Origin of the sequence: Burkholderia sp. Ac-20379 (assembly GCF_017104645.1) — a bacterium.
Lineage (GTDB): Bacteria > Pseudomonadota > Gammaproteobacteria > Burkholderiales > Burkholderiaceae > Burkholderia.
The window spans coordinates 1-19,970 of record NZ_JAAGPF010000055.1; the positions used below are offsets into that span (position 1 = coordinate 1).

At 61.0% G+C, this 19,970-nt stretch carries 19 protein-coding genes and 1 tRNA gene; 11 read left to right on the top strand and 9 right to left on the bottom strand.

Annotation, left to right across the window (positions count from 1 at the left end; translation table 11 throughout):
• The first annotated feature begins 66 nt into the window (after positions 1-66).
• Together G3N92_RS10285 and G3N92_RS10290 are read left to right on the top strand one after the other, a co-directional pair.
• Positions 67-654, top strand: coding sequence for a DUF1439 domain-containing protein (locus G3N92_RS10285; protein WP_206127359.1), 588 nt, complete (start codon positions 67-69; stop codon positions 652-654).
• Between the two features lie 87 nt (positions 655-741).
• The gene (locus G3N92_RS10290; RefSeq protein WP_206127360.1) at positions 742-1,572 is read left to right on the top strand and encodes an undecaprenyl-diphosphate phosphatase; all 831 of its coding nucleotides are present in this window, start codon (positions 742-744) and stop codon (positions 1,570-1,572) included.
• Positions 1,573-1,672: 100 nt separating this feature from the next.
• Here G3N92_RS10290 and trmB read toward each other — a convergent pair whose 3' ends face one another.
• Entirely contained in the window at positions 1,673-2,437 is a 765-nt protein-coding gene (gene trmB, locus G3N92_RS10295; RefSeq protein WP_206127361.1) for a tRNA (guanosine(46)-N7)-methyltransferase TrmB, read from the bottom strand.
• A gap of 628 nt (positions 2,438-3,065) precedes the next feature.
• Here trmB and G3N92_RS10300 point away from each other — a divergent pair.
• The 6 genes from G3N92_RS10300 to G3N92_RS10325 are packed head-to-tail and all read left to right on the top strand — an operon-like array spanning position 3,066 to position 8,274.
• Positions 3,066-3,947: an EamA family transporter gene (locus G3N92_RS10300; protein WP_339385877.1), complete on the top strand. Its 882-nt coding sequence runs from the start codon at positions 3,066-3,068 to the stop codon at positions 3,945-3,947.
• A 1-nt stretch (position 3,948) separates the two neighbouring features.
• Positions 3,949-4,434: a Mov34/MPN/PAD-1 family protein gene (locus G3N92_RS10305; protein WP_206127362.1), complete on the top strand. Its 486-nt coding sequence runs from the start codon at positions 3,949-3,951 to the stop codon at positions 4,432-4,434.
• The gene (gene moeB, locus G3N92_RS10310; protein ID WP_206127363.1) at positions 4,431-5,849 is read left to right on the top strand and encodes a molybdopterin-synthase adenylyltransferase MoeB; all 1,419 of its coding nucleotides are present in this window, start codon (positions 4,431-4,433) and stop codon (positions 5,847-5,849) included. The genes G3N92_RS10305 and moeB overlap by 4 nt, the downstream gene beginning before the upstream one ends.
• A gap of 19 nt (positions 5,850-5,868) precedes the next feature.
• Positions 5,869-6,786 (top strand): PLP-dependent cysteine synthase family protein, encoded by a 918-nt coding sequence (locus tag G3N92_RS10315; RefSeq protein WP_206127364.1) that lies wholly within the window; start codon positions 5,869-5,871, stop codon positions 6,784-6,786.
• Positions 6,773-7,543, top strand: coding sequence for a serine O-acetyltransferase (locus G3N92_RS10320; protein WP_241014703.1), 771 nt, complete (start codon positions 6,773-6,775; stop codon positions 7,541-7,543). Before G3N92_RS10315 ends, G3N92_RS10320 begins: the two co-directional genes overlap by 14 nt.
• Positions 7,543-8,274 (top strand): alanyl-tRNA editing protein, encoded by a 732-nt coding sequence (locus G3N92_RS10325; protein ID WP_206127389.1) that lies wholly within the window; start codon positions 7,543-7,545, stop codon positions 8,272-8,274. Before G3N92_RS10320 ends, G3N92_RS10325 begins: the two co-directional genes overlap by 1 nt.
• A 77-nt stretch (positions 8,275-8,351) precedes the next feature.
• Here the strand turns inward: G3N92_RS10325 and G3N92_RS10330 are convergent.
• The 3 genes from G3N92_RS10330 to G3N92_RS10340 form a co-directional block, all read right to left on the bottom strand.
• Positions 8,352-8,426: transfer RNA gene (locus tag G3N92_RS10330), tRNA-Gly, on the bottom strand.
• 327 nt (positions 8,427-8,753) lie between these two features.
• Positions 8,754-10,007, bottom strand: coding sequence for a GGDEF domain-containing protein (locus G3N92_RS10335; protein WP_206127365.1), 1,254 nt, complete (start codon positions 10,005-10,007; stop codon positions 8,754-8,756).
• Positions 10,008-10,425: 418 nt separating this feature from the next.
• Entirely contained in the window at positions 10,426-11,496 is a 1,071-nt protein-coding gene (locus G3N92_RS10340) for a ParA family protein (protein ID WP_206127366.1), read from the bottom strand.
• A gap of 554 nt (positions 11,497-12,050) precedes the next feature.
• Between G3N92_RS10340 and G3N92_RS10345 the strand changes: the two genes are divergently transcribed.
• The gene (locus G3N92_RS10345) at positions 12,051-12,371 is read left to right on the top strand and encodes a hypothetical protein (RefSeq protein WP_206127367.1); all 321 of its coding nucleotides are present in this window, start codon (positions 12,051-12,053) and stop codon (positions 12,369-12,371) included.
• 444 nt (positions 12,372-12,815) lie between these two features.
• On the opposite strand, the gene G3N92_RS10350 is transcribed toward G3N92_RS10345, so the two are convergent.
• On the bottom strand, positions 12,816-13,604 hold the full coding sequence (locus tag G3N92_RS10350) for a DUF5343 domain-containing protein (protein ID WP_241014704.1): 789 nt from the start codon (positions 13,602-13,604) through the stop codon (positions 12,816-12,818).
• Between the two features lie 765 nt (positions 13,605-14,369).
• On the opposite strand from G3N92_RS10350, the gene crcB reads away from it, so the two are divergent.
• On the top strand, positions 14,370-14,750 hold the full coding sequence (gene crcB, locus G3N92_RS10355; RefSeq protein WP_206127368.1) for a fluoride efflux transporter CrcB: 381 nt from the start codon (positions 14,370-14,372) through the stop codon (positions 14,748-14,750).
• A gap of 111 nt (positions 14,751-14,861) precedes the next feature.
• Here crcB and G3N92_RS10360 read toward each other — a convergent pair whose 3' ends face one another.
• Complete coding sequence (locus G3N92_RS10360; protein ID WP_206127369.1) at positions 14,862-15,425, bottom strand: YggT family protein; 564 nt, start codon at positions 15,423-15,425, stop codon at positions 14,862-14,864.
• A gap of 80 nt (positions 15,426-15,505) precedes the next feature.
• Positions 15,506-16,435 (bottom strand): DUF2520 domain-containing protein, encoded by a 930-nt coding sequence (locus G3N92_RS10365; protein ID WP_206127370.1) that lies wholly within the window; start codon positions 16,433-16,435, stop codon positions 15,506-15,508.
• A gap of 395 nt (positions 16,436-16,830) precedes the next feature.
• On the opposite strand from G3N92_RS10365, the gene G3N92_RS10370 reads away from it, so the two are divergent.
• Positions 16,831-17,118 carry a hypothetical protein gene (locus G3N92_RS10370; RefSeq protein ID WP_206127371.1) on the top strand — a complete coding sequence of 96 codons (288 nt, stop codon included), beginning with the start codon at positions 16,831-16,833 and terminating at the stop codon, positions 17,116-17,118.
• A 103-nt stretch (positions 17,119-17,221) separates the two neighbouring features.
• Here the strand turns inward: G3N92_RS10370 and G3N92_RS10375 are convergent, their stop codons facing one another.
• Complete coding sequence (locus G3N92_RS10375; RefSeq protein WP_206127372.1) at positions 17,222-17,896, bottom strand: LysE family transporter; 675 nt, start codon at positions 17,894-17,896, stop codon at positions 17,222-17,224.
• Positions 17,897-17,985: 89 nt separating this feature from the next.
• The gene (locus G3N92_RS10380) at positions 17,986-19,557 is read right to left on the bottom strand and encodes a UbiD family decarboxylase (RefSeq protein WP_206127373.1); all 1,572 of its coding nucleotides are present in this window, start codon (positions 19,555-19,557) and stop codon (positions 17,986-17,988) included.
• Positions 19,558-19,970 lie beyond the last annotated feature (413 nt).

The following is a 19,970-nucleotide window of genomic DNA, read 5'->3' on the forward strand; positions in this document are numbered from 1 at the left end:
CAACGCAGGACGAGGGCGGGGCCGCGGCGCGCGGCCGCCCGGCTCGCCGGCAGCAGGAGAATCCGCATGAATTCATCGCGCGCAAGCGGCCGTCGCCGCTTCGTGACCGCCGCGTTCGCGGCATTGGGCGTATCCGTGTCGCTGGCCGCGTGCGCCGCGGCGCCGACGTTTCCGTTCATCCCCAATCACCACACGTTCTCGCGCGGCGATGTGCAGCGCGCGGTGGCGCGCAAGTTCCCGTATCAGCGGAACGTGTCGCAGATGTTCGACGTCTCGCTCGCCAATCCGGCGGTGGGCATGCTGCCCGACCAGAACCGCATCGCCGTGCAGCTCGACGCGCATTTCACGAGCCCGTTCCTGCGCGAACCGGTCAGCGGAACGTTTACCGTTTCCGCACAACTTGCTTACGATCCGGCGAGCCTGTCGGTCGTGCTGCGCGCGCCGGCCGTCGACAGCGTCAACCTCGCGGGCAACGCGCAGATGTACGCGCCGCAGGTCGGGCAGGCCGCCGGCCTGCTCGCCACGCAGTTGCTGACCAACTATCCGATCTACACGTTCAAGCCCGATCAACTTCAATTTGCCGGGGTGCACTACGAACCCGGTACAATTACGATCCTTACAAACGGCATACGCGTCGAAATCGTCGAGAAATGACGATTCCGCCCGCGCGGCCGGCCGGGCCGCGCGTGGTTGTGATTGGGGGGCGGCCCGTTTCCTGCAACTCTGACGAACGGGCCCACGATGGACTGGATACTGATCTGCAAGGCGCTGATACTCGGCGTCGTCGAAGGACTGACCGAATTTCTGCCGGTGTCGAGCACCGGCCATTTGATCGTCGCCGGCAGCTTTCTCAATTTCAATGCGGATCAGGCGAAGACGTTCGACGTCGTGATCCAGTTCGGCGCGATCCTCGCCGTCTGCTGGGAATACCGCCGCCGGATCGGCACGGTCGTCGCGGGGCTGCCGTCGCGGCCCGAAGCGCGGCGTTTCGCGCTGAACGTGGTGATCGCCACGCTGCCCGCCATCGTGCTGGCGCTGATGTTCGAGAAGGCCATCAAGCGCGTGCTGTTCTCGCCGGTGCCGGTGGCGTTCGCGCTGGTGGCGGGAGGGGCGGTGATTCTCTGGGCCGAGGCGCGGCAGCGCGAGCGCCGCGAGCCGGCGCGCGTGATGTCGATCGACGCGCTCACGCCGCTCGACGCGCTGAAGGTGGGCCTCGCGCAATGCTGCGCGCTGATTCCGGGCGTGTCGCGTTCGGGTTCGACCATCATCGGCGGCATGCTGGCCGGCCTCGACCGGCGCGTCGCCACCGAGTTCTCGTTCTTCCTCGCGATTCCGATCATCTTCGGCGCCACGTTCTACGAGACAGTGAAGGATTGGCACGCGTTCTCGGTCGATTCGATCGGGCTGTTCGCGATCGGCATGCTGGCCGCGTTCGTCAGCGCGTTCGCCTGCGTGCGCTGGCTGCTGCGCTATGTGGCCTCGCACGATTTCACGGCGTTCGCGTGGTACCGGATCGTGTTCGGGCTGCTGGTGTTGCTGGTGGGGTACAGCGGCTGGCTGAACTGGAGCTGAGGCGGCCCGGCACGGCTCAATGAAAAACGGCAACGCGTCGAACGATGCGTTGCCGTTTTTTCATGCGGATTCGCTTCGGAATCCTCGCGATCGTGCCGCGTCAGCCGATGCGCTTGCGGAACACCAGATCCCACACGCCGTGGCCGAGCCGCAGGCCGCGCCGCTCGAATTTCGTGATCGGGCGGTAGTCGGGGCGCGGCGCGTAGCCGTCGGCTGTGTTCTCGAGATGCGGATCGGCACCCAGCACCTCGAGCATCTGTTCGGCGTAGTTCTGCCAATCGGTCGCGCAGTGAAGGTAGGCGCCCGGCTTCAGGCGCGACACCAGTTGCGCGACGAACGGCGGCTGGATCAGGCGGCGCTTGTGATGGCGCGCCTTGTGCCACGGATCGGGGAAGAAGATGTGCACGCCGTCGAGGCTGTCCGGCGCGAGCATGTTCTCCAGCACCTCGACTGCGTCGTGCTGGATGATGCGGATGTTCGTCAGATCCTGCTCGCCGATCAGCTTGAGCAGTGCGCCCACGCCCGGTTCGTGCACTTCGACGCCGAGGAAATCGTCGTCGCGGCGATGCGCGGCGATTTCCGCCGTCGATGCGCCCATGCCGAAGCCGATTTCGAGAATGCGCGGCGCGTCGCGCTTGAACACGGCGGGCCAGTCGGGCTGTTCGGGCGCGTACGGCACCACGTAGCGCGGGCCGAGATCGTCGAGCGCGCGGCGCTGGCCCGTCGACACGCGGCCGGCGCGCGTCACGAAGCTGCGGATGCGGCGCAGGTGCAGCGGATTGACGTCGTCGGACGGCGTATCGGGAGTGGCATCGTCGGGCGCGCCGTCTTGCGGCAGGCCGGGGTCGTCGGGAGTGTGGATCATCGTGGTCTGAATGGGCGAAGCGCGCCGGTGCGCAGCACCGTGGCGCCGCGCGATCGGCCGGGCGGGGCGTGGCCCGGGTGCCGGTACGAAAAAGCCGCCTTCGTTGAGGCGGCTTCGCGCGAGGTTCGGGCCGAAGCTGGGCGCCGAGATTGCGATATCGGGAAAATTCGGAGCAGGAGAAGGAAGCAGCAAGCACCTTCCCAACGCCTTGAAATATAAAGAGGTTGCTTCGATTCTCTACCGAGAAAACCGCGTGATTATCGTCTTGTACGGACGATTTTTCAAGATTTGATTGTTCGGGCGGCCTGTCGAGTGCCGTCGGCCACGCATCGACGTGCCTCGCATGTCAGGCACGCAGCCCCATCGACGAGAACCCCGGCTCGCTATCTCGCAAGTGCAGCGCATTTCCGCTGAAGATGCTTCGATTGGTCGCGATTTGATAGGGATATTCTGAAATTTGGCCGAGCATCGACGTTTGTTTTGACCCGCATCTTTTCCCTGAACTAGTCTCGCAAAACGGCTTCACGGCCAATTCAGGCTGCGGTTTTCATGACGAACGCTGGGGGAAGGAGTGAGTACATCAACGCAAGTTCGGACGAGGGGCAACCGGCAGGCGCGTCTCGCCGCCGTGACAACTGCGGCATTGTTCCTGGTGGTGTGTCTCAGTTGGGGAACCACCTGGCTCGCCATCAAGATTGCGGTGGAAAGCGTGCCGCCGCTCACCGCAGCCGGGTTGCGTTTTCTGATCGCATTTCCGCTCTTCCTGCTCTTTGCGCGCTTGCGCCGTGAGCCGATTTTCTTTCCGCGCCGGCACCTGGCCTTCGCCGTGTTCGTGACGCTCGGCTACTTCAGTGTGCCGTACTACCTGCTGAACTACGGCGAACAATACGTCGCGTCGGGTCTGACGGCACTGCTGTTCAGCGCCATGCCGGTATTCATCCTGATCTTCTCGGCGCTGTTTCTGAAAGAGCGCATCTACGCATCGCAGGTCGTGGGTATCGCGATCGGCTTCGGCAGCCTGTTCATGATCATCCGATCCCAGGGGCTGCACCTCGACTACTCGGAGTTGTTCGGCGTGCTGGCGATTCTGCTCGCGGCGATCCTGCACGCGCTCAGCTACGTGATCACCAAGAAGCGTGGCGCGGACATCGGCGTCATCACTTTCAATGCGCTGCCTATCGGAATTGCCGGCCTTGGCCTGTTCGTCGCGGGGCTGCTGATGGAACATCCTGACCTCTCCGTCGCAACCGGCCGATCCTGGGCTGCGCTGACCTACCTTGGCCTGGTGGCGTCGGTGGGCGGATTCATCGTCTATTTCTTTCTGCTCAAGCGACTGAGCCCCGTCGTGCTGTCGTTTGTCTTCATCATTTTCCCGGTGTTCGCCGTGATGATTGGCGCTTGGTATGAAGGCGTGGCCCTCTCTCGGGAGTTGATCGGATTTTCCGCGCTTCTGCTGTTCGGCTTCGCCATTACCAAGCTTCCCGTCGAACGGCTGTTGGGCCGGAGGTGACATGCACGCGAACGTGTTGACGCGAGGTGCACTCGGGGCAATTTACAGGCATGCCCGCGACACCTATCCAAAGGAATGCTGCGGATTCGTTCTCGCCGATGCGAGCGTGAAAGAGGGCACGAATATTCAGGACGAACTGCATGCGGCAGACCCTCGCCGATATCAACGCTCGGCCGCCAACGGGTACACCTTCTCCGTGGCAGATACCGTTTTCCTGCATGGCAGCTTCAAGACGCCGAATCCGGTTTCCGTGCTTTACCACTCCCACCCGGACGTCGGCGCGTATTTCAGTCGCGAGGACATCGACAAGGCGTTGTATGCGGGCGAGCCGGTGTTGCCTGTCGACTACTTGGTTGTGGACGTGGCGGCAGGCATCGTGCGCGGCGCCAAGTTGTTCGCTTGGTGTAACGGCCGCTTCGAATGCAGGCGAGAGTTCGGGCCGTCCGGCGCGGACTCGTCAGGCATTTGGCATGGAGGTGAAGCGTGAAAACAGTGATTTTTCCTGAAGTGCTGGTTCGGGCCGCCAAACTGGGCGGCACGCGCTTGGAGGGGGGAGGTTCCACGGTTGGCGAGCTTTTGGCGGGACTTGCCGGGCAGCACCCGTCCTTGCATGTTCAGCTGTATTACGGAAACGGCCATTTCAAAGAGCACTTCTTGCTGACCCGCAGGGGCAAACTGGTCAATCTGATCGAGACGCTTGCCGATGGAGACGAGATTGAAGTCATGCTCGCGACGTCGGGCGGATCTGGTGTCGAGGCGTTGAGCAATGAAGAGGTGCAGCGCTACGTCCGCCACATTACGTTACCGGGTGTCGGACGGGCTGGTCAGGAGCGCTTGAAGCAGGCCAGGGTACTCATCATCGGTACCGGAGGTTTGGGTTCGCCTGCTTGCCTCTACTTGGCGGCAGCGGGTGTCGGCACGATCGGGTTGGTCGATTTCGACGTGGTCGAGCCGAGCAATCTTCAGCGTCAGATTGCGCATGGCTACAGTACCGTTGGCATGCCGAAAGTGGATTCGGCGCAACGCCGGATGGAGGATCTGAATCCCCACATCGAAGTTGTTGTGCACCGTTGCGCCATCGATGCGGACAATGCTTTGGAGTTGATTCGGGGCTACGACCTGATTGTGGATGGCACCGACAATTTTGCCACGCGCTATCTGGTCAACGCGGTTTGCGCCAAGCTCCGAAAGCCACTTGTCTTCGGCGCGATCTACCGCTTCGAGGGGCAGGTCAGTGTTTTCAATCTGGAGGGCGGCCCATGCTACCAATGCCTCTTCCAAAACAATCCCCCGCCGGAGCTGGCGCCGAGCTGTAACGCAGGAGGCGTCATTGGCGTGTTGCCGGGCGTGATCGGTGTGCTCCAGGCGACCGAAGCCGTGAAAGCCATTCTCGGGGTAGGCAAGTCCCTGGCCGGGCGACTCCTCCGGTTCGACGCGCTGCACATGAGTTTCAACGAGGTGACGTTCGATCGACGCATCGATTGTCCTGCCTGCGGCGAAACCGTCGGGCATGACCTTCGGTCTTGGTCCGAAGGGCTGCTATGTCAGGCGAGTGCGTCATCGTCGCAGCGGCTGGACGAGGTTCGGTATATCGACCCGATGGGCCTTCAGCAGTTGATGAGGTCGGGTCACGACACCTACACCCTTCTCGATGTGCGAGACCCGGGCGAACTCGAAGTATGCCGACTGCCAGGGATCCTCCACGTACCGTTGACCGAGCTTGCCGATCGTTTCTCCGACCTGGACTCCGGCAGGCAGTACATCCTCGTGTGCTATGCCGGAACGCGGGCCGAACGTGCGGCGCTGCAACTCATCGAGGCAGGGTTCTCCAACGTTCAAGTGCTCGATGGGGGGATGAAGCGGTGGGCGAAGGAGATCGAGCACGACATGCCGATGTACTGAACTCCAGGCAGGTGACGTCATGATCCACGATTCGCTGCTCGATTTGATCGGTAGGACACCCATTGTGCGGCTTGGCAAGCTATCTGCTCGGCTGGGCGTGAGCGTATTCGCCAAACTTGAGTCCTTCAATCCTGGTGGGAGCCACAAGGCACGCATCGCGCTCGGAATGATCCTCGATGCTGAACGCAAAGGGATCCTGGTGCGGGGAACAGGCCAGACCATTCTCGAGCCAAGCGGGGGAAACACGGGGTTGGGGCTGGCCATTGCGGGGAACATCCTGGGGTATCACGTGACCTTGGTGATCCCCGATAACTACAGCGCGGAGAAACGGCGGTTGCTGGAGTTGTACGGGGCTCGGGTCATGCTGTCGGACAGCCGCACCGGAAACAATTCGCATGGCGAATTGGCTTTCAAGTTGCTGCTGGAAAATCCGCAGTTCGTGATGCTCAACCAGCAGCGCAATCCGGCCAATCCACAAGCACATCGCGAAGCCACGGCTGTGGAAATCCTGAGCGATTTCTCGGGACAGCCTCGGCCGGATTTTTTCTTTGCCGGCATTGGGACGGGTGGGCACCTCACGGGTGTCGGGGAGGTGCTGAAAGCACACTGGCCAGACCTCGTCGTCTACGGTGTGCAGCCCGAGCAGTGCGACTTGCTCAATAACCAGCACGCGCAGCACGAGATTCAGGGGCTTTCGATCGGTATCGTGCCCGAGGTCTGCAACCTCGATATCGTTACCGGCATGGTCGGAGTGTCGAAGTTCGCCTGCTTGTCGATGATACGAGAGGTTCTGCGAAGCGACTCTGTGAGCCTGGGCTTGTCGTCCGCTGCAAATCTGGTTGCGGTGCAAACCATGGCTTCGGACATGCCGCCGGGCGCTCGCGTACTGACGATGATTTACGACGGTGTCGAGTCGTACATGGATGCATTCCAATGAAATGGGAGAGCAGAGCATGGTCAAGGTGAGATCGCATGTGATGGACAGCCTCGTGGGCAATCTGATGCGAGCGGCATTGATGGAATGCTGCCCGCCCCTGGTGGTGGAGCGGATCGCTGCCGACTTGATGTTCGAGACGGTCATGCATCAGTGCGACGAGGATTTGCAGGCGTTCGCCAGCAAGGATCCTGCCGCGCGTGGCAGGACATCGGACATTGCGTTTGGCTACAGTTCGTTCAAGGCGGTACTGCACTATCGGCTGGCCCACGCGCTTTTTTTGCGATGTACATCGGAAGGCGACCCAGGACGAACCCTCGAGGCAGTGGCGCAACTGGTCGCTTCGCGTGGAAAGCTGCTGTCAGGCGCGGAAATCCATCCTCGATGCACGATTGGCAGGCGTTTCATTCTGGATCATGGGCAGGGAACGGTTATTGGTGAAACCGCCGAAATCGGCGACGACTGCTACATCCTGGGAGGCGTGGTGTTGGGCGCGACAGGCATATCTGCGAATCCCTCGGGCAAGCGGCATCCAACCATAGGCAACCGCGTGCAGATCGGTGCTTTCACGCGTGTACTCGGCGACATTGAAATTGGCGACGACGTTTTTGTCGGCTCGCATTGCGTCATCAAGGACGATATTCCGGCCGGTTCGGCCGTCACGCTGCGCTCCGAGTTGCAGATCGTTCGGCGTCGCGCGGTTCACCGGCGCCAGCCCACGGCTGCGTCGTCCAATAATCAACCTATCGAGGCATCATGATGCGAACCGACGCGCTTTATCTCAAGGACGCCTATCAAGGCGAATGCACTGCAAAAGTGGCCCAGATTCTGGCGGACGGGCTGCTGCTCGATCGAACCGTGTTTTATCCGCAGGGCGGTGGCCAGGCAGGGGACAGTGGCTTGTTGACGCTGGCTGATGGCACGAAACTGCGGATTGCCGATACGCGCCAGGCCAAGGGCATGACCGACGACATGAGTGCCATTCTGCATATCGTGGCTGAAGGCCAGGCCGCCATCGTGCAGACAATCAAGCCTGGCGACGAAGTTCTCGCGCAGATCGATTGGGTGCGTCGATATCGACACATGCGACTGCATTCCGCCGCGCATCTGCTTTGCTCCGTTCTGCCGTATCCGGTCGACGGCTGCAGTATCACGGCAGACTACGCACGTCTCGACTTTGTAACCAGCGAACCGCTTTCGCGCGAGGGCATCGACGCTGCCTTGGCGAGGTTGGTCGAAGCAGCGCAGCCGATTTCGATAGAAACGATGAGCGATGACGTGCTGCAAGCTCGGCCGGAGTTGGTACGTACGATGAGCGTTCATCCCCCGATGGGGCTCGGGCAGGTGCGGCTCGTGAGTATCAAGGACACCGACCTGCAGCCTTGCGGGGGCACCCATGTGGCGAATACCTGCGAGGTAGGCGCGGTGCGGATTTCGAAAATGGAGAAGAAATCAGCCCGAACTCGCAGGGTGGTGTTGACACTGGAGTGAGCTACCCACGCAAAGCGCGCCGTCCGTGATGACGAGTGGTCTATCCACCGACATCAATTCGGATTCGGGGTTTGGAGTGGAGCGGGCGATGGGAATCGAACCCACGTCATCAGCTTGGGAAGCTGAGGTAATGGCCATTATACGACGCCCGCAGAACCCACGATTCTACAGGGATTTTTGGGGTTTGGGGAGTGGCTTGGTTTGGGTGCTGGCGTCGAAACTGACATGGCTCGATGTTGGAGCGGTGGCATCGCGGGCGTAGGCGTCAGGGGGCAGTTCCGGTTAATCGCTGTCCACTGCACTGCGACATTTGATTGGTCGGTCATCGGGCGACATAGGCCGATCCACCAGGTGGCTGCCTACGTCATCCAATGGCCATTCTCCAGTCATGGGCTAATCTCGGTTCCGACAGAAGGACCTTGTTATGCCGCCCCGGCATTTCGTCGGCGTCCGTTTAAAGCTCGCTTGGCATTCCAGAATCAACACGCTCTTTCTATAATTTGAGAGGCGCGTCGCACGGTTCCTTTCCCTGCCTCTTTGGAGGCGTATGACGCTTTGTCCGCAGCTTCAAACGCAGACTCAATTTTATCAGACGTGCCACACTCCGCCACTCCCACACTAACGGATACAGTGAATTCCGAGGTGTGACCGGTGCGCGATACCCATTTCACAGGATTGGCCGCCAGCGCGGCGCAAACCCGACGCATGGCTCCTGCCGCTTCTTCCTCAGTGTAGTTAGAGCACAAAATACCGAATTCATCGCCACTAATACGATAGACCCAATCCCGTTCACGAACGGTGCCGCGGATGATCGCGCTTATGTGTTGTAATGCAGCGTCCCCTGCGGAATGACCGTAGTTGTCGTTCACGGATTTTAAATTGTCCACGTCGAGCCGTATGCATGCACTCGGATAGGTAATTACGATGCCTCCGGTTTCGACGTTTTTTATGTCCTCCTTGTACGCACCTTGGTTAAGAAGCGATGTGAGGTTGTCGAAGCGATGACCGTGACCGGGGATCGGGCGCGACATGAGTTGACGCACCGGGCTTGGGCGGCAAAGACAGGGTAACACTTGGCAATGAGGGCAGCGCCCAGGATAAGCGGCCCATATTACATCCTCCACTAGCAGTGCCTTGCCTTCTGTGGGAAAGGATGTGAGCAATGCGAACCACCATGCAAGCAAGTCCGAGATTTCATTGTAGAAATTTTCAGGATATAGATGATGGAAACGCATCGCCTCGCTAACTTCAGCGAGTTCTTCTATCAAGCGAATAAAGATGCGGCGACAGATTTCTTCCGATTGTGTCTTTGGATTGAATTCTGCAATCCAAGATTGAGAATAAATTCGCTCAAACATCAATTGGAAGTCGTTCAATTTTCGCCCCGCCGATTTTGATGCTAGGTAGTAGGCATCGTCGAGGTCGCGTTCCTGCGCGGTTGGCTTTTCACCGGACCAGCAACCGCAAGGATTGTGAAGGCAATAGGGGCAAGAGTTTGGGAATTTTTTAAGAACGATTTTCTCTAAGTCGCCCGCCGGGTCGACTTTTCGAACCAGAGCCAAAGTCCACGCAAATATCTTCGGTAGAAATTTGCGTGCTTCCGAAAAATCATTTCTCTTGAAAAAATGCTTGGCAAATACACCACAAACTTCGGTTAGGTGAGCATGAATTTCGTAAGGACTTTTCGCATAATTTTGTGAGCCTCCGTATATGGCGTCTACATAATCGACCATTCATTCAGAGTTTGATTTTTTTTGAAATTCATTATTGATTCCGTGGTTGTCGAATCTATTTTTTTCTTACAGGCTTCGTGGCGTCATGGGCTGTGTGAAGTATAAAGGGAAGTGCTTTGACCGTCTGTATGCGACCGCCAAATGATCGCTAACGCAATCGCGAACTACTGAACGCTTCGGTCGAAAGTCGGCCCGAAATGCCGGCCGCTGAGTGGCCGCTCTATTCCCTGACGCGATACTAGGCGGGAATCGGCACACTGGCCGCAACGGGCCGTGAGCAGCCGACGGAAGGACCATTCGACTGCATCAGATCATGCAAAATGCATACGCAGATGCGTGGCCATCAAGCTCTACCCCGTAGCTAAGAAGCAAGTACATGCTTCCACCATTGATCGCTCGACAGTGCCCGACAGATACGTTAGAGCATAGCAACCAAGCTGTTGACTGCGCGCAGACATTCAGCCACGCGGTCCGAGTTGACTTGGATCGACTGTCCATGGACTGGATAATGACCTCCTGGCAATTGCGTTAGCGGTCGCCCGAGATGCGCCGACACGACTCCAGCCGTGTTGAAGTCGCGCAGGGCTACCGAATACAGGCTTCGGAACTGGGCAACGTTAGTCGCAATAGCAGTGCGCTGGGTGAAATAGCTAGGGTTCGATTGATAGGCGTGGAACAAAGTATCCGCAGTCGCGTCCGAGAGTGCGCTAAAGGCCCCAGCGGCCCCTCCGTACTGAGTAAGCCGATTCCCGACGATGACGTGGATCTGCGGAATCACCATTCCAAGCGAATGAGCCTTTGCGGCGTAGGTCCATGATCCATAGATTGGATGAGGTGGCACTTGCCCATGCAGCAGAATAAAAAGGGCGTTGGTGGCAACTCGAGAGGAATCGTCCGCGTTTACAGGAACTATCAGCTTATCGCCAGCAGAAATAGCCAATTCGGTGTAGATGGAGAAGCTTGGGTTTGTGTCGATAAATACGACCAAATCGCGATCACCAAGTCTCCCAGCAAATGAAGCGATGAGTTCGCGAAAAATCAGATGTACCCATTTCCATGGCTGCACGGTAGGCGTAAGCGGCGGTGCGTTGGCCGCTCCGCTCACGGCCGGAGACATCGGTTCAAGATTTCCGTCGCCGCATAACAGCGCTAGGTTCGGCGGCATTGCGGAGTTGACTGAGTCAACCTGTACCAAGAATTGATAGGGGTCGGGTAGAGCGGCTCCTGCACCACCGGCAACGACAGTGCTCATGTACCCGACGACTGTGCGCGGCACAGCTTGAGTGCAAAGTGAAAGAACATGAAGTTCGCCAGTCGTGCCGCCGCCGAGAAGCATCATGCTAGAGTTCGCTTGCGGACATAGGTCAATCACGAGCACCTGCTTGTCGGGGTGAGCCTCAGCGTATCGCGACGCAATGTGAAAAGTAATTGTGCTTTTGCCTACGCCACCCTTATTGTTCCAGATGACGTATCGATCAATCGTTGCCATAGTCTCTTCCGGTCGTTAGCACGCTCACTGATTATATCGGTCGACTCGCGCCGTTCAACCGGTTTCGTCATTGCCCTCTGTTGAAGGAATCGACGGGACCACGGATAGTCGTCGCATGGACGACATCAAACACCCCAACGATTTCCTAAGCATCAGACAATCGAACCGAATCCGTTCGATAAGGACGAGGGCATCATCCCGCTCAAGCCCATCGACGACTAAACGTAGTACTTATCAAGTCGCCGCGATATTCGATGATTTGTAGATTAGTGTTTTTCTGTGTTGATAAAGCGGTGACTTATCTGCTCGAAGGATCGGGACAACCGCGAGTTGGCCCTACGGCAGAATCTTAGAAAGCTGATGGTCTGGATCGGAAATTCTCGGTAGATCAAGGGGATAGATGAGGCGCGAGTGAGGGTGGCGTGAAAACTGTCACTGTTGCTCGACGGATTTCATGCTGGTAGCCGTCGTGCCGGTCGTGATTGCTCATCGCCGTTGCCCCTGAGGGTGATCTGCCGGACCCTGGGCGCACTTTCAACGAACGGAGCGCGATCATGGTCGATCAGAAGCAAGGTGCAACGATCAAGGACGATAAAGCTGGCAAGCAGGTTGCCGCTGAACAAAAACAGGACTCTACCTCGACCTCGACCTCGACGGGGGACGATACTGCGTCGAAGGCGGGGCAGGCGACGGTGGCCGCTCCGACGAAGATGGAGCTAGCAACCGAAATCTACAAGCGGATGCGGCCCGTCAAGGACGTGACGCGGAAAGACGTCATCGACAAGTTCATCGTTGAAGTGAAGCTGACAAAGGCCGGCGCAAGTACCTACTACCAACTGATTAAAGACAAGCACGAGCCGCAGAGCAAGAAGTGATGTTCTTCCCCGGCAGGCAAAAAGAAGCGGGCTCCCTTCACGCCTTGGGAGCCCGCTTTTTTTGGTTGTTGATCAGTCGAAATTGAAACTCAGCTGACCGGGTGCCGACCGCCAGTGCGAGCACACATGTTCCAGATTGCCGAAGCGAACCCGCGTGTAGTTACGCACGAAGACGGTCTTTGCCTGCCCGCGAACGAGGTTGGGCATAAACCCTCCGTGTAAGGAGGTTGAAAGCGATTCTTGCCCCCAGCTCCCTTGTCGCGTAGACTAGAAGGGTTATCTGCCAGATAACTGTGGGTGACAGAGGCACGCCTTAACGCGCTGTCTTTTGCTCGCCGGCGCCCCCAACGTTTCGATCTCCCGCCAGAGATCAAGGTGTTGGGGGCGTTGTTTTTTCGGCCCGGCTACTGCGAGCTATGTAACCGGGGCCGATTCATCTTCTTTTCATTCTTTCCCTTCGGGCGTGAAGCCCTTCCACCGCTTGATATACGCTGCGAGCATCGTTTGCAGCATCACCCAGTCGTCTGCGTCGAGGCCTTTGGGGACGATAATCTTTGCACCTTGCTGCTTCCCGGGAAGAGGGATTTCAAATCGTTCGACGTCTGGATCGTCGACTTCCTGAGGCAACTTTCCGCCGGTGTCACTCGGTCGTTGTTCTTCTTCAATGGCTTTAGGTGATTTTCTGCTGCCGCCGTTGCTTTTGGGGGCTGGGGGAGCTTTGACGTGCGGCGACACCTGGATTCCACACTCTTTTGCGGCCGGAATGAAGAACGCGATGGTCTTCGTCAGCGTACTTCCGCTAATCCCGAGTTCACGAAACTTGTCGGTCATTTGACCGCCGCTTGCGTGGCTCAGGTCGAATTCAGCGTCGTTGAAGAGGAAGGCGTATGACTCACGCAGGATGGGGCCGAGCGTAGATTTCCTGGCATCGTCATCGGCGAGGACAAACGGCTTGAAGTGATCTTTGGGTTTGCCGATGTCATCGATAAAGCCAAGAAAACGGAGTGCAGCGATAGTTCCCGATTGCTGTGATCCGGAGGCTTTCGGCATCACCGTCTTGTCGATGCGTGCCGGGACCGTGCCTGCGTCTCGAAGCTTATTCAAGAACCCGACGAATGACCCGTAGGAGATGACGGGCGGTGTTGCGAGCTTCTCTTTGCTGCTAGCCATGTGATCTACCAGACGGGAGTGATCGATAGCAGCAAATCTACCATTGGCTTTGGGCGTTTGCAAACAAATTTCGGGGCGGCGTGCCGTCTATTGTCTAGCGCTTAAGCGATTAGATCATGGTTGATCAGAGGTTTCATAGGAAATTTTCTTGTTTTCATTGTGTGTAATTCATTGATTTATAAGGTAAAAATTATTTTTCAAGAATCTAGAGGGACTTGTCTATGATCTTTTTTGTCGTGAAGAGACGTGAGACCTCGTGAGACCTCGTGAAGTGTGGTGAAGTGCAACAGGGCATCCCAACGCACACCGACGAGCTTCGGGGGAGCCAAGGTGTGCGTGGGCTTCTGAATGAGTGGGATGCGAGACGCCTGATGGCCGTGAACTAATGCAAAAGTAGCTTTGGTCCGCTGGTTTTCTAACGAGCGTTCGGAGGCGTTCGATCGACGCCTGCTACCCCGCGTATGTCTGGCAGGTGCAATAGGTCAATTTCATGCGTTCACGTGAGCTATATCGTCAGCTTCCTGATGTCGGTGCTGGCGTGAAAACTGGCGTCGCTGTGAACCCCGCATGCACAGTGGTTCTTCGTGGAGCCGGGAGAAATCGTGACGTGAGAACGCGCGTGGATAGTGGTTTTAATTAACGCGCTGGGGCTTGGGAAGCTGAGGTAATGGCCATTATACGACGCCCGCAGAACGCGAGATTTTACAAGGAGTTGGCCCGCCAGGGCAAGCCCGCGATCCCCGCGCGGCGCGGCCACGCATTGCCATATCCGTCCCTCAGCGCCTACAGTGACGCCAACCTTCCTCTTCTCCGTCCCAAGGAGCCCCCGTGTTTCCCTCGATCGTCGCGATCTTCGTCGGCGCCGGCCTCGGCGCCTTGCTTCGCTGGGGCCTGAGCCTGGCCTTGAACCTCGTCGTGCCGAATTTTCCGCTCGGCACGCTGGCCTCGAACCTGATCGGCGGCTACCTGATCGGCGTCGCGATCGTCTTTTTCGGTGCAAAGGCCGGCCTCGCCCCCGAGTGGCGTTTGTTCGTGATCACCGGTTTCATGGGCGGCCTGACGACGTTCTCCACCTATTCGGCGGAAGTCGTCACGCATATGGTCGACGGGCGGCTCGGCTGGGCGGCCGCCGTCGCGCTCGTGCATCTGGCCGGCTCGTTCGCGCTGACGTTTCTCGGCATCTGGACAGCCCGCAGCTGGCTGGTTTGAGCCGCGGGAGGCGCGCCGCGTGCCTGCTATGCGCTGCCAATACCGGTTCGCAAAAAGAAAAAGCGCCGCTCGGGGCGGCGCTTCTCTCGATACGAAAACGGCCGATTCAGCCTACAGCGTGAACAGCGTCATCGAAATCGTCGCGCGCGTCACGATCATCAGCAGTACCTGCACGATCACGAACAGCAGGATCGGCGACAGATCCATGCCGCCGATGCTCGGCAGCACGCGGCGCAGCGGGTTCAGCAGCGGGGCGGTCAGCGGGAACAGGATCGCCATCGCGGGCGAACGCGGGTTCAGCCAGGACAGCAGCGCCATCAGGATGGTCATCCACAGCACCAGGTTCAGCGCCCATTTCGCGACGGTCAGCAGCGCGACGATCACGAGCGTCGGCAGGATCGACATCACGTCGAAGCCGCCGAGCGACAGCATCAGCACCACATAAACGAACGCGGTGACCACCGCGGCCACCACGCTGGCCCAATCGACGCCGCGCGTGCCGCTGATCACGCGGCGCAGCGGCAGCACGAGCCAGTTGGTGGCCTGCAGGACAGCCTGCGTGACGGGGTTGTACGGCGGTACGCGCACCGCCTGCATCCAGGCGCGCAGCAACAGGGCGGCGCCGAACAGCGTGAACAGGGTGTTGATCAGAAAGCGGGCGATCTCGCCGAGCATCGTTGGAATCCTTGTCAGACAGTCGGGTAGCGTGGCGTGCGGCCGCCATCGGGTAGCGACCTGCATCGGGCGTCACATTATCACGGCTCGCGGCCATCGGGGGCGGCCTCGGCGAGCCGCGCGGCCAGCAGCGCCTCGACGCTGCGTGCCACGGCGTCGAGTCCGGCCGGCGGCGCGGCGCGCTGGCCGGCGAGTTCGACGGCGCGTCGCGTCATCAGCGCATACAGCGTGGCGTGGTCGCCGCCGAGCGCGTCGAGCAGCGTCAACTGCTTCGCGACGATGCCCGCGTCGCCGCGCGATACCGGCCCGGCCAGCGCATTCGCGAGGCCCTTGTCGCGGCCAGTCTCGATGGTGCCGGCCAGCATCGGCAGCAGCGCGCGCAGCGCATCGGCCTCGTCGATGCCGAGCGTGCGCCACAGCGATACGGCCTCGGCCAGCCCGCACAGCGCGAAGCTGGCCGCGTAGTTGGCGGCGGCGTGATACAGCATGCGGGTGCCGGCCGGAATCGCAAGCGGGTGGCAGCCGAGCGCGGCGACGAGTGCGTCGAGCACGGGGCGCAGCGTGCCGCCGGCCTCGAGCGTCACGGAGCAGCCGGCGATGCGTTCGAGATCGGCGTCGCCGCCGCCAAATAGATAGAGCGGGTGGAAGCCGCCCGTCTGCACGTGCTGGTCGCGTGCGGGCGACAGCAGTTCGACGCTCGACGCGCCGCTGCAATGAACGAGCGCCTGAGACGGCGCGCGCGCCGGATCGAAGCGCAACGACGCGGCGACGGGGCCGATGCCGTCGTCGGATACGGTCACGAAGATCAGGTCGGCCGCGTCGACCACGTCCTGCGGCGTGGCGACGGCCGCGCAGCCGCCGATCGCGGCGGCCAGCGCCTCGGCCGACGCCGGCGTGCGGCTCGCGATGGCGGCGACCGGAAAGCCGGCCTGCGCGAAACGGCGCGCGAGGCAACGGGCCAGCCGGCCGGCGCCGATGAAACCGAGACGGGGTGTGGATGAGAGCGGCATGGCGGGGCGCAGGAAAGTCGGCAGGGCGTCAGTATCCCGTATTTGAGCGCGCGGCTGGCCGGGCGGGGCCGCTGCCGCGCGAAAGCCGCCGGGCCGAGGTCAGAATTTGTAATCAATCATTACCGTGCAGGCCCGATCTTCGGCTTTATCTATCGGAAATCCTGACCGATTTGCCGGTTTCATCGCCGAACCCGCTCCGGCGCGCGTGCCCGCCGGGCCGGGATGAGGCGCGAAATGCCGCGCCGGGCATGGCGTGCACCGGCACGACAATTGCAATTTGCAACAAATGCGGTTGGCCGGTGGCAGGGGTTTTCGCTACATTGGATCCCGTACCGCAGCGCATTCGTCGCTGTTCATGTGGCGGCCAAATCGAACGTGCCGCCAGGAGAACCGAAGTGAAAAAACTCGTTCCGTTTATCGCTGCCGCCGCGCTCGGCCTGGGTGTCGCAAGCGCCGCTGAGGCTCACGTTTCGATCGGCGTCGGTATCGGCCTGCCGATCGCCCCGGCCTACCCGGTCTACGCCGCGCCGCCGCCCGTCGTCTACGCGCCGCCGCCCCCGCCGGTCGTCTACGCCCCGGCCCCGGCGTACTACGGCCCGCCGCCGGTCGTCTACGGTGGCGGCTACTACGGCCGCCCGTATTGGCATCACTATCATCACGGCTACTACGGCCGTCACTGGTAAGCACCGCTCGCGCGCCTGACCGGCGCGCGCCAACGCGCGGCGCGACACGGGAAACCGTGCCGCGCCGCGTTGCTTTTGGGCGTACGAACGATGGGCGGGCGCGTCAGGCGGCCGCGTGCACGATCAGGTCGCGATAGCCGCCGACGATTACGCTATAAGAGAAGTATGCGAACAGCAGCGCCGACAGGACGTGGCAGGCGCGCATCAGGCCCGCGCCCGCGCGCTTGCGGCCCTGGCTGGCGAGGCCGCACAGGAACAGCGTCCAGGCGAGGCCACCCAGAAAGAACCCGCTCAGGAATATCGACGCCGTGACCGGCGTGGTGGCGCCCGCCTTGGCGATCAGCGCGCCGCCGACGGCCGCGAACCACAGAATGGCCGAGGGCGACGACATCGCCAGCAACATGCCGCGCAGGAAGCTGCGCGGCGCGCTCGCCCTTGCCGCGCCGGGTGCGGCGGCATCGCCGGCCTCGGCCGGCTTCGGCGGAAACAGCGCCTCGCGCGCCATCTTCCAGGTGAGGAACAGCAGCACCGCGCCGCCGCCGAGCCAGACCACCCAACGCACCGCCTCGAATTGCAGCAGCACGGCCATCCCGGCCAGCGCGAGCGCGGCGTACGCGAGATCGCCGAAGCACGAGCCGAGGCCGAGCCAGAAGCCCGGCTTGAAGCCATGCGAAAGCGTCAGCGAGAGGATCGCGACGTTGACGAGGCCGATGTCGAGACACAGCGACAACGACAGGAAAAAGCCGTCGGACAGCATCGAGGCAGAGGGAAGCGCCATCGTTCGAATTCAGTGCGTGGGCGGATTGGTGTGCAAACGTAACGCGTGCGGCGGCGCGGCGCTCGCTGCGCGCGCCGCCGCATCGGCGATCAGCCCAGGCCGATCTCGTTCCAGAGCGTATCGACGCGCGCCTTGACGGCGGCGTCCATCTCGATCGTGCGGCCCCATTCGCGCTGGGTTTCGCCGGGCCACTTGTTGGTTGCGTCGATACCCATCTTCGAGCCGAGGCCGGCCACGGGCGAGGCGAAGTCGAGATAATCGATCGGCGTGTTGTCGACGAGCACGGTGTCGCGCACCGGATCGACGCGCGTCGTGATCGCCCAGATCACCTCCTTCCAGTCGCGGATATCGACGTCTTCATCCACCACCACGATGAACTTCGTATACATGAACTGCCGCAGGAAGCTCCAGACGCCGAACATCACGCGCTTGGCGTGGCCCGCGTAGCTCTTCTTCATCTGCACGATCGCCATCCGGTAGCTGCACCCCTCGGGCGGCAGATAGAAATCGGTGATCTCGGAGAACTGCTTCTGCAACAGCGGCACGAACACTTCGTTGAGCGCGACGCCGAGCACGGCCGGCTCGTCGGGCGGCTTGCCGGTATAGGTCGAATGGAAGATGGCGTCGCGGCGCATCGTGATGCGCTCGACCGTGAACACCGGGAACCACTCCTGCTCGTTGTAATAGCCGGTGTGATCGCCGTACGGGCCTTCGAGCGCGTGCTCGTAGGCTGCCGCGCCGCGTGTGCCGGCCGGGCGGGGCGGCGCGCCGGTGGGCGCTTCGCCGGGCTCGCCCTGCTGCGGGTAGATGAAGCCTTCCAGCACGATCTCGGCGCGCGCGGGCACCTGCAGCGTGTCGACGCCGGGCGTCAGGCACTTCGCCAGCTCGGTGCGCGCGCCGCGCAGCAGGCCGGCGAACTGATATTCGGACAGCGAATCGGGCACCGGCGTGACCGCGCCGAGCGTGGTGGCCGGATCCGCGCCGAGCACGACGGCGACCGGGTAGGGCTTGCCGGGATTGGCCAGCGCGAACTCGCGGAAATCGAGCGCGCCGCCACGATGGGCGAGCCAGCGCATGATCAGTTTGTTGCGCCCGATCAACTGCTGGCGATAAATGCCGAGGTTCTGGCGTGTCTTGTTCGGGCCGCGCGTGACGGTCAGCCCCCAGGTCAGCAGCGGGCCGGCGTCGCCGGGCCAGCAGGTCTGGATCGGCAGTTTGGCCAGGTCGACGTCGTTGCCTTCCCAGACGATCTCCTGGCACGGCGGCGAGGATACCGTCTTCGGCGCCATGTCCCACACCGCCTTGGCCAGCGACAGCAGCTTGCCGGCGTCGGCGAGCCGCTTGGGCGGCTCGGGCTCCTTCAGCGCCGACAGCAGATGGCCGATGTCGCGCAGCGAGGTGAGGGCGGAGCCGTCGTCGGCGTGATCCGCATCCACGCCCATGCCGAGCGCGACGCGACGCGGCGTGCCGAACAGGTTGCCGATCACCGGAAACCGATAGCCGGCCGGCGAGTCGAATCGCAACGCGGGGCCGCCGGCGCGCAATACCCGGTCGCACAGCTCGGTCATTTCGAGGACGGGCGAGACGGGCTGGCTGACGCGCCGCAGTTCGCCCAGGCCTTCGAGGCGCTCGGTAAAATCTCGTAAGTCTTTGTATTTCATGGGAATATTGTCAGCGGCCGCACGCGGCGGCGGAGAGCGTTGGCGGCGCGGCGCGCCGAAAAGCGAGCCCCGATTCTACCCGTGCGACCATTTTTCCGAGCGCGAACCGCAAATTTGTTAAGCGCCCGTGAAACCCAGACAGCGCGCGGCTTTTCGATCCGCGGCGTAACAAATCATTACTTTTTGTTATGATTTGCGGACTTTATAGTGTTGACGATCTATAAAACCGTCCCTAGAATCCGCTCACATTGTTCGCCGGACCCCCTGGCAGACAGCCAGTCCGCTCCGGTCTTCCCGACGCTCCGCGTCGCCGTCCGCCGCGATGAAACGGCATGTGACGGTAGTTTTTCGTCCTAGCCAGCGCCTTTGCGACGCTGGTTTTTTGCGTGGAAGCCACCGCGCGTCACCTTGCC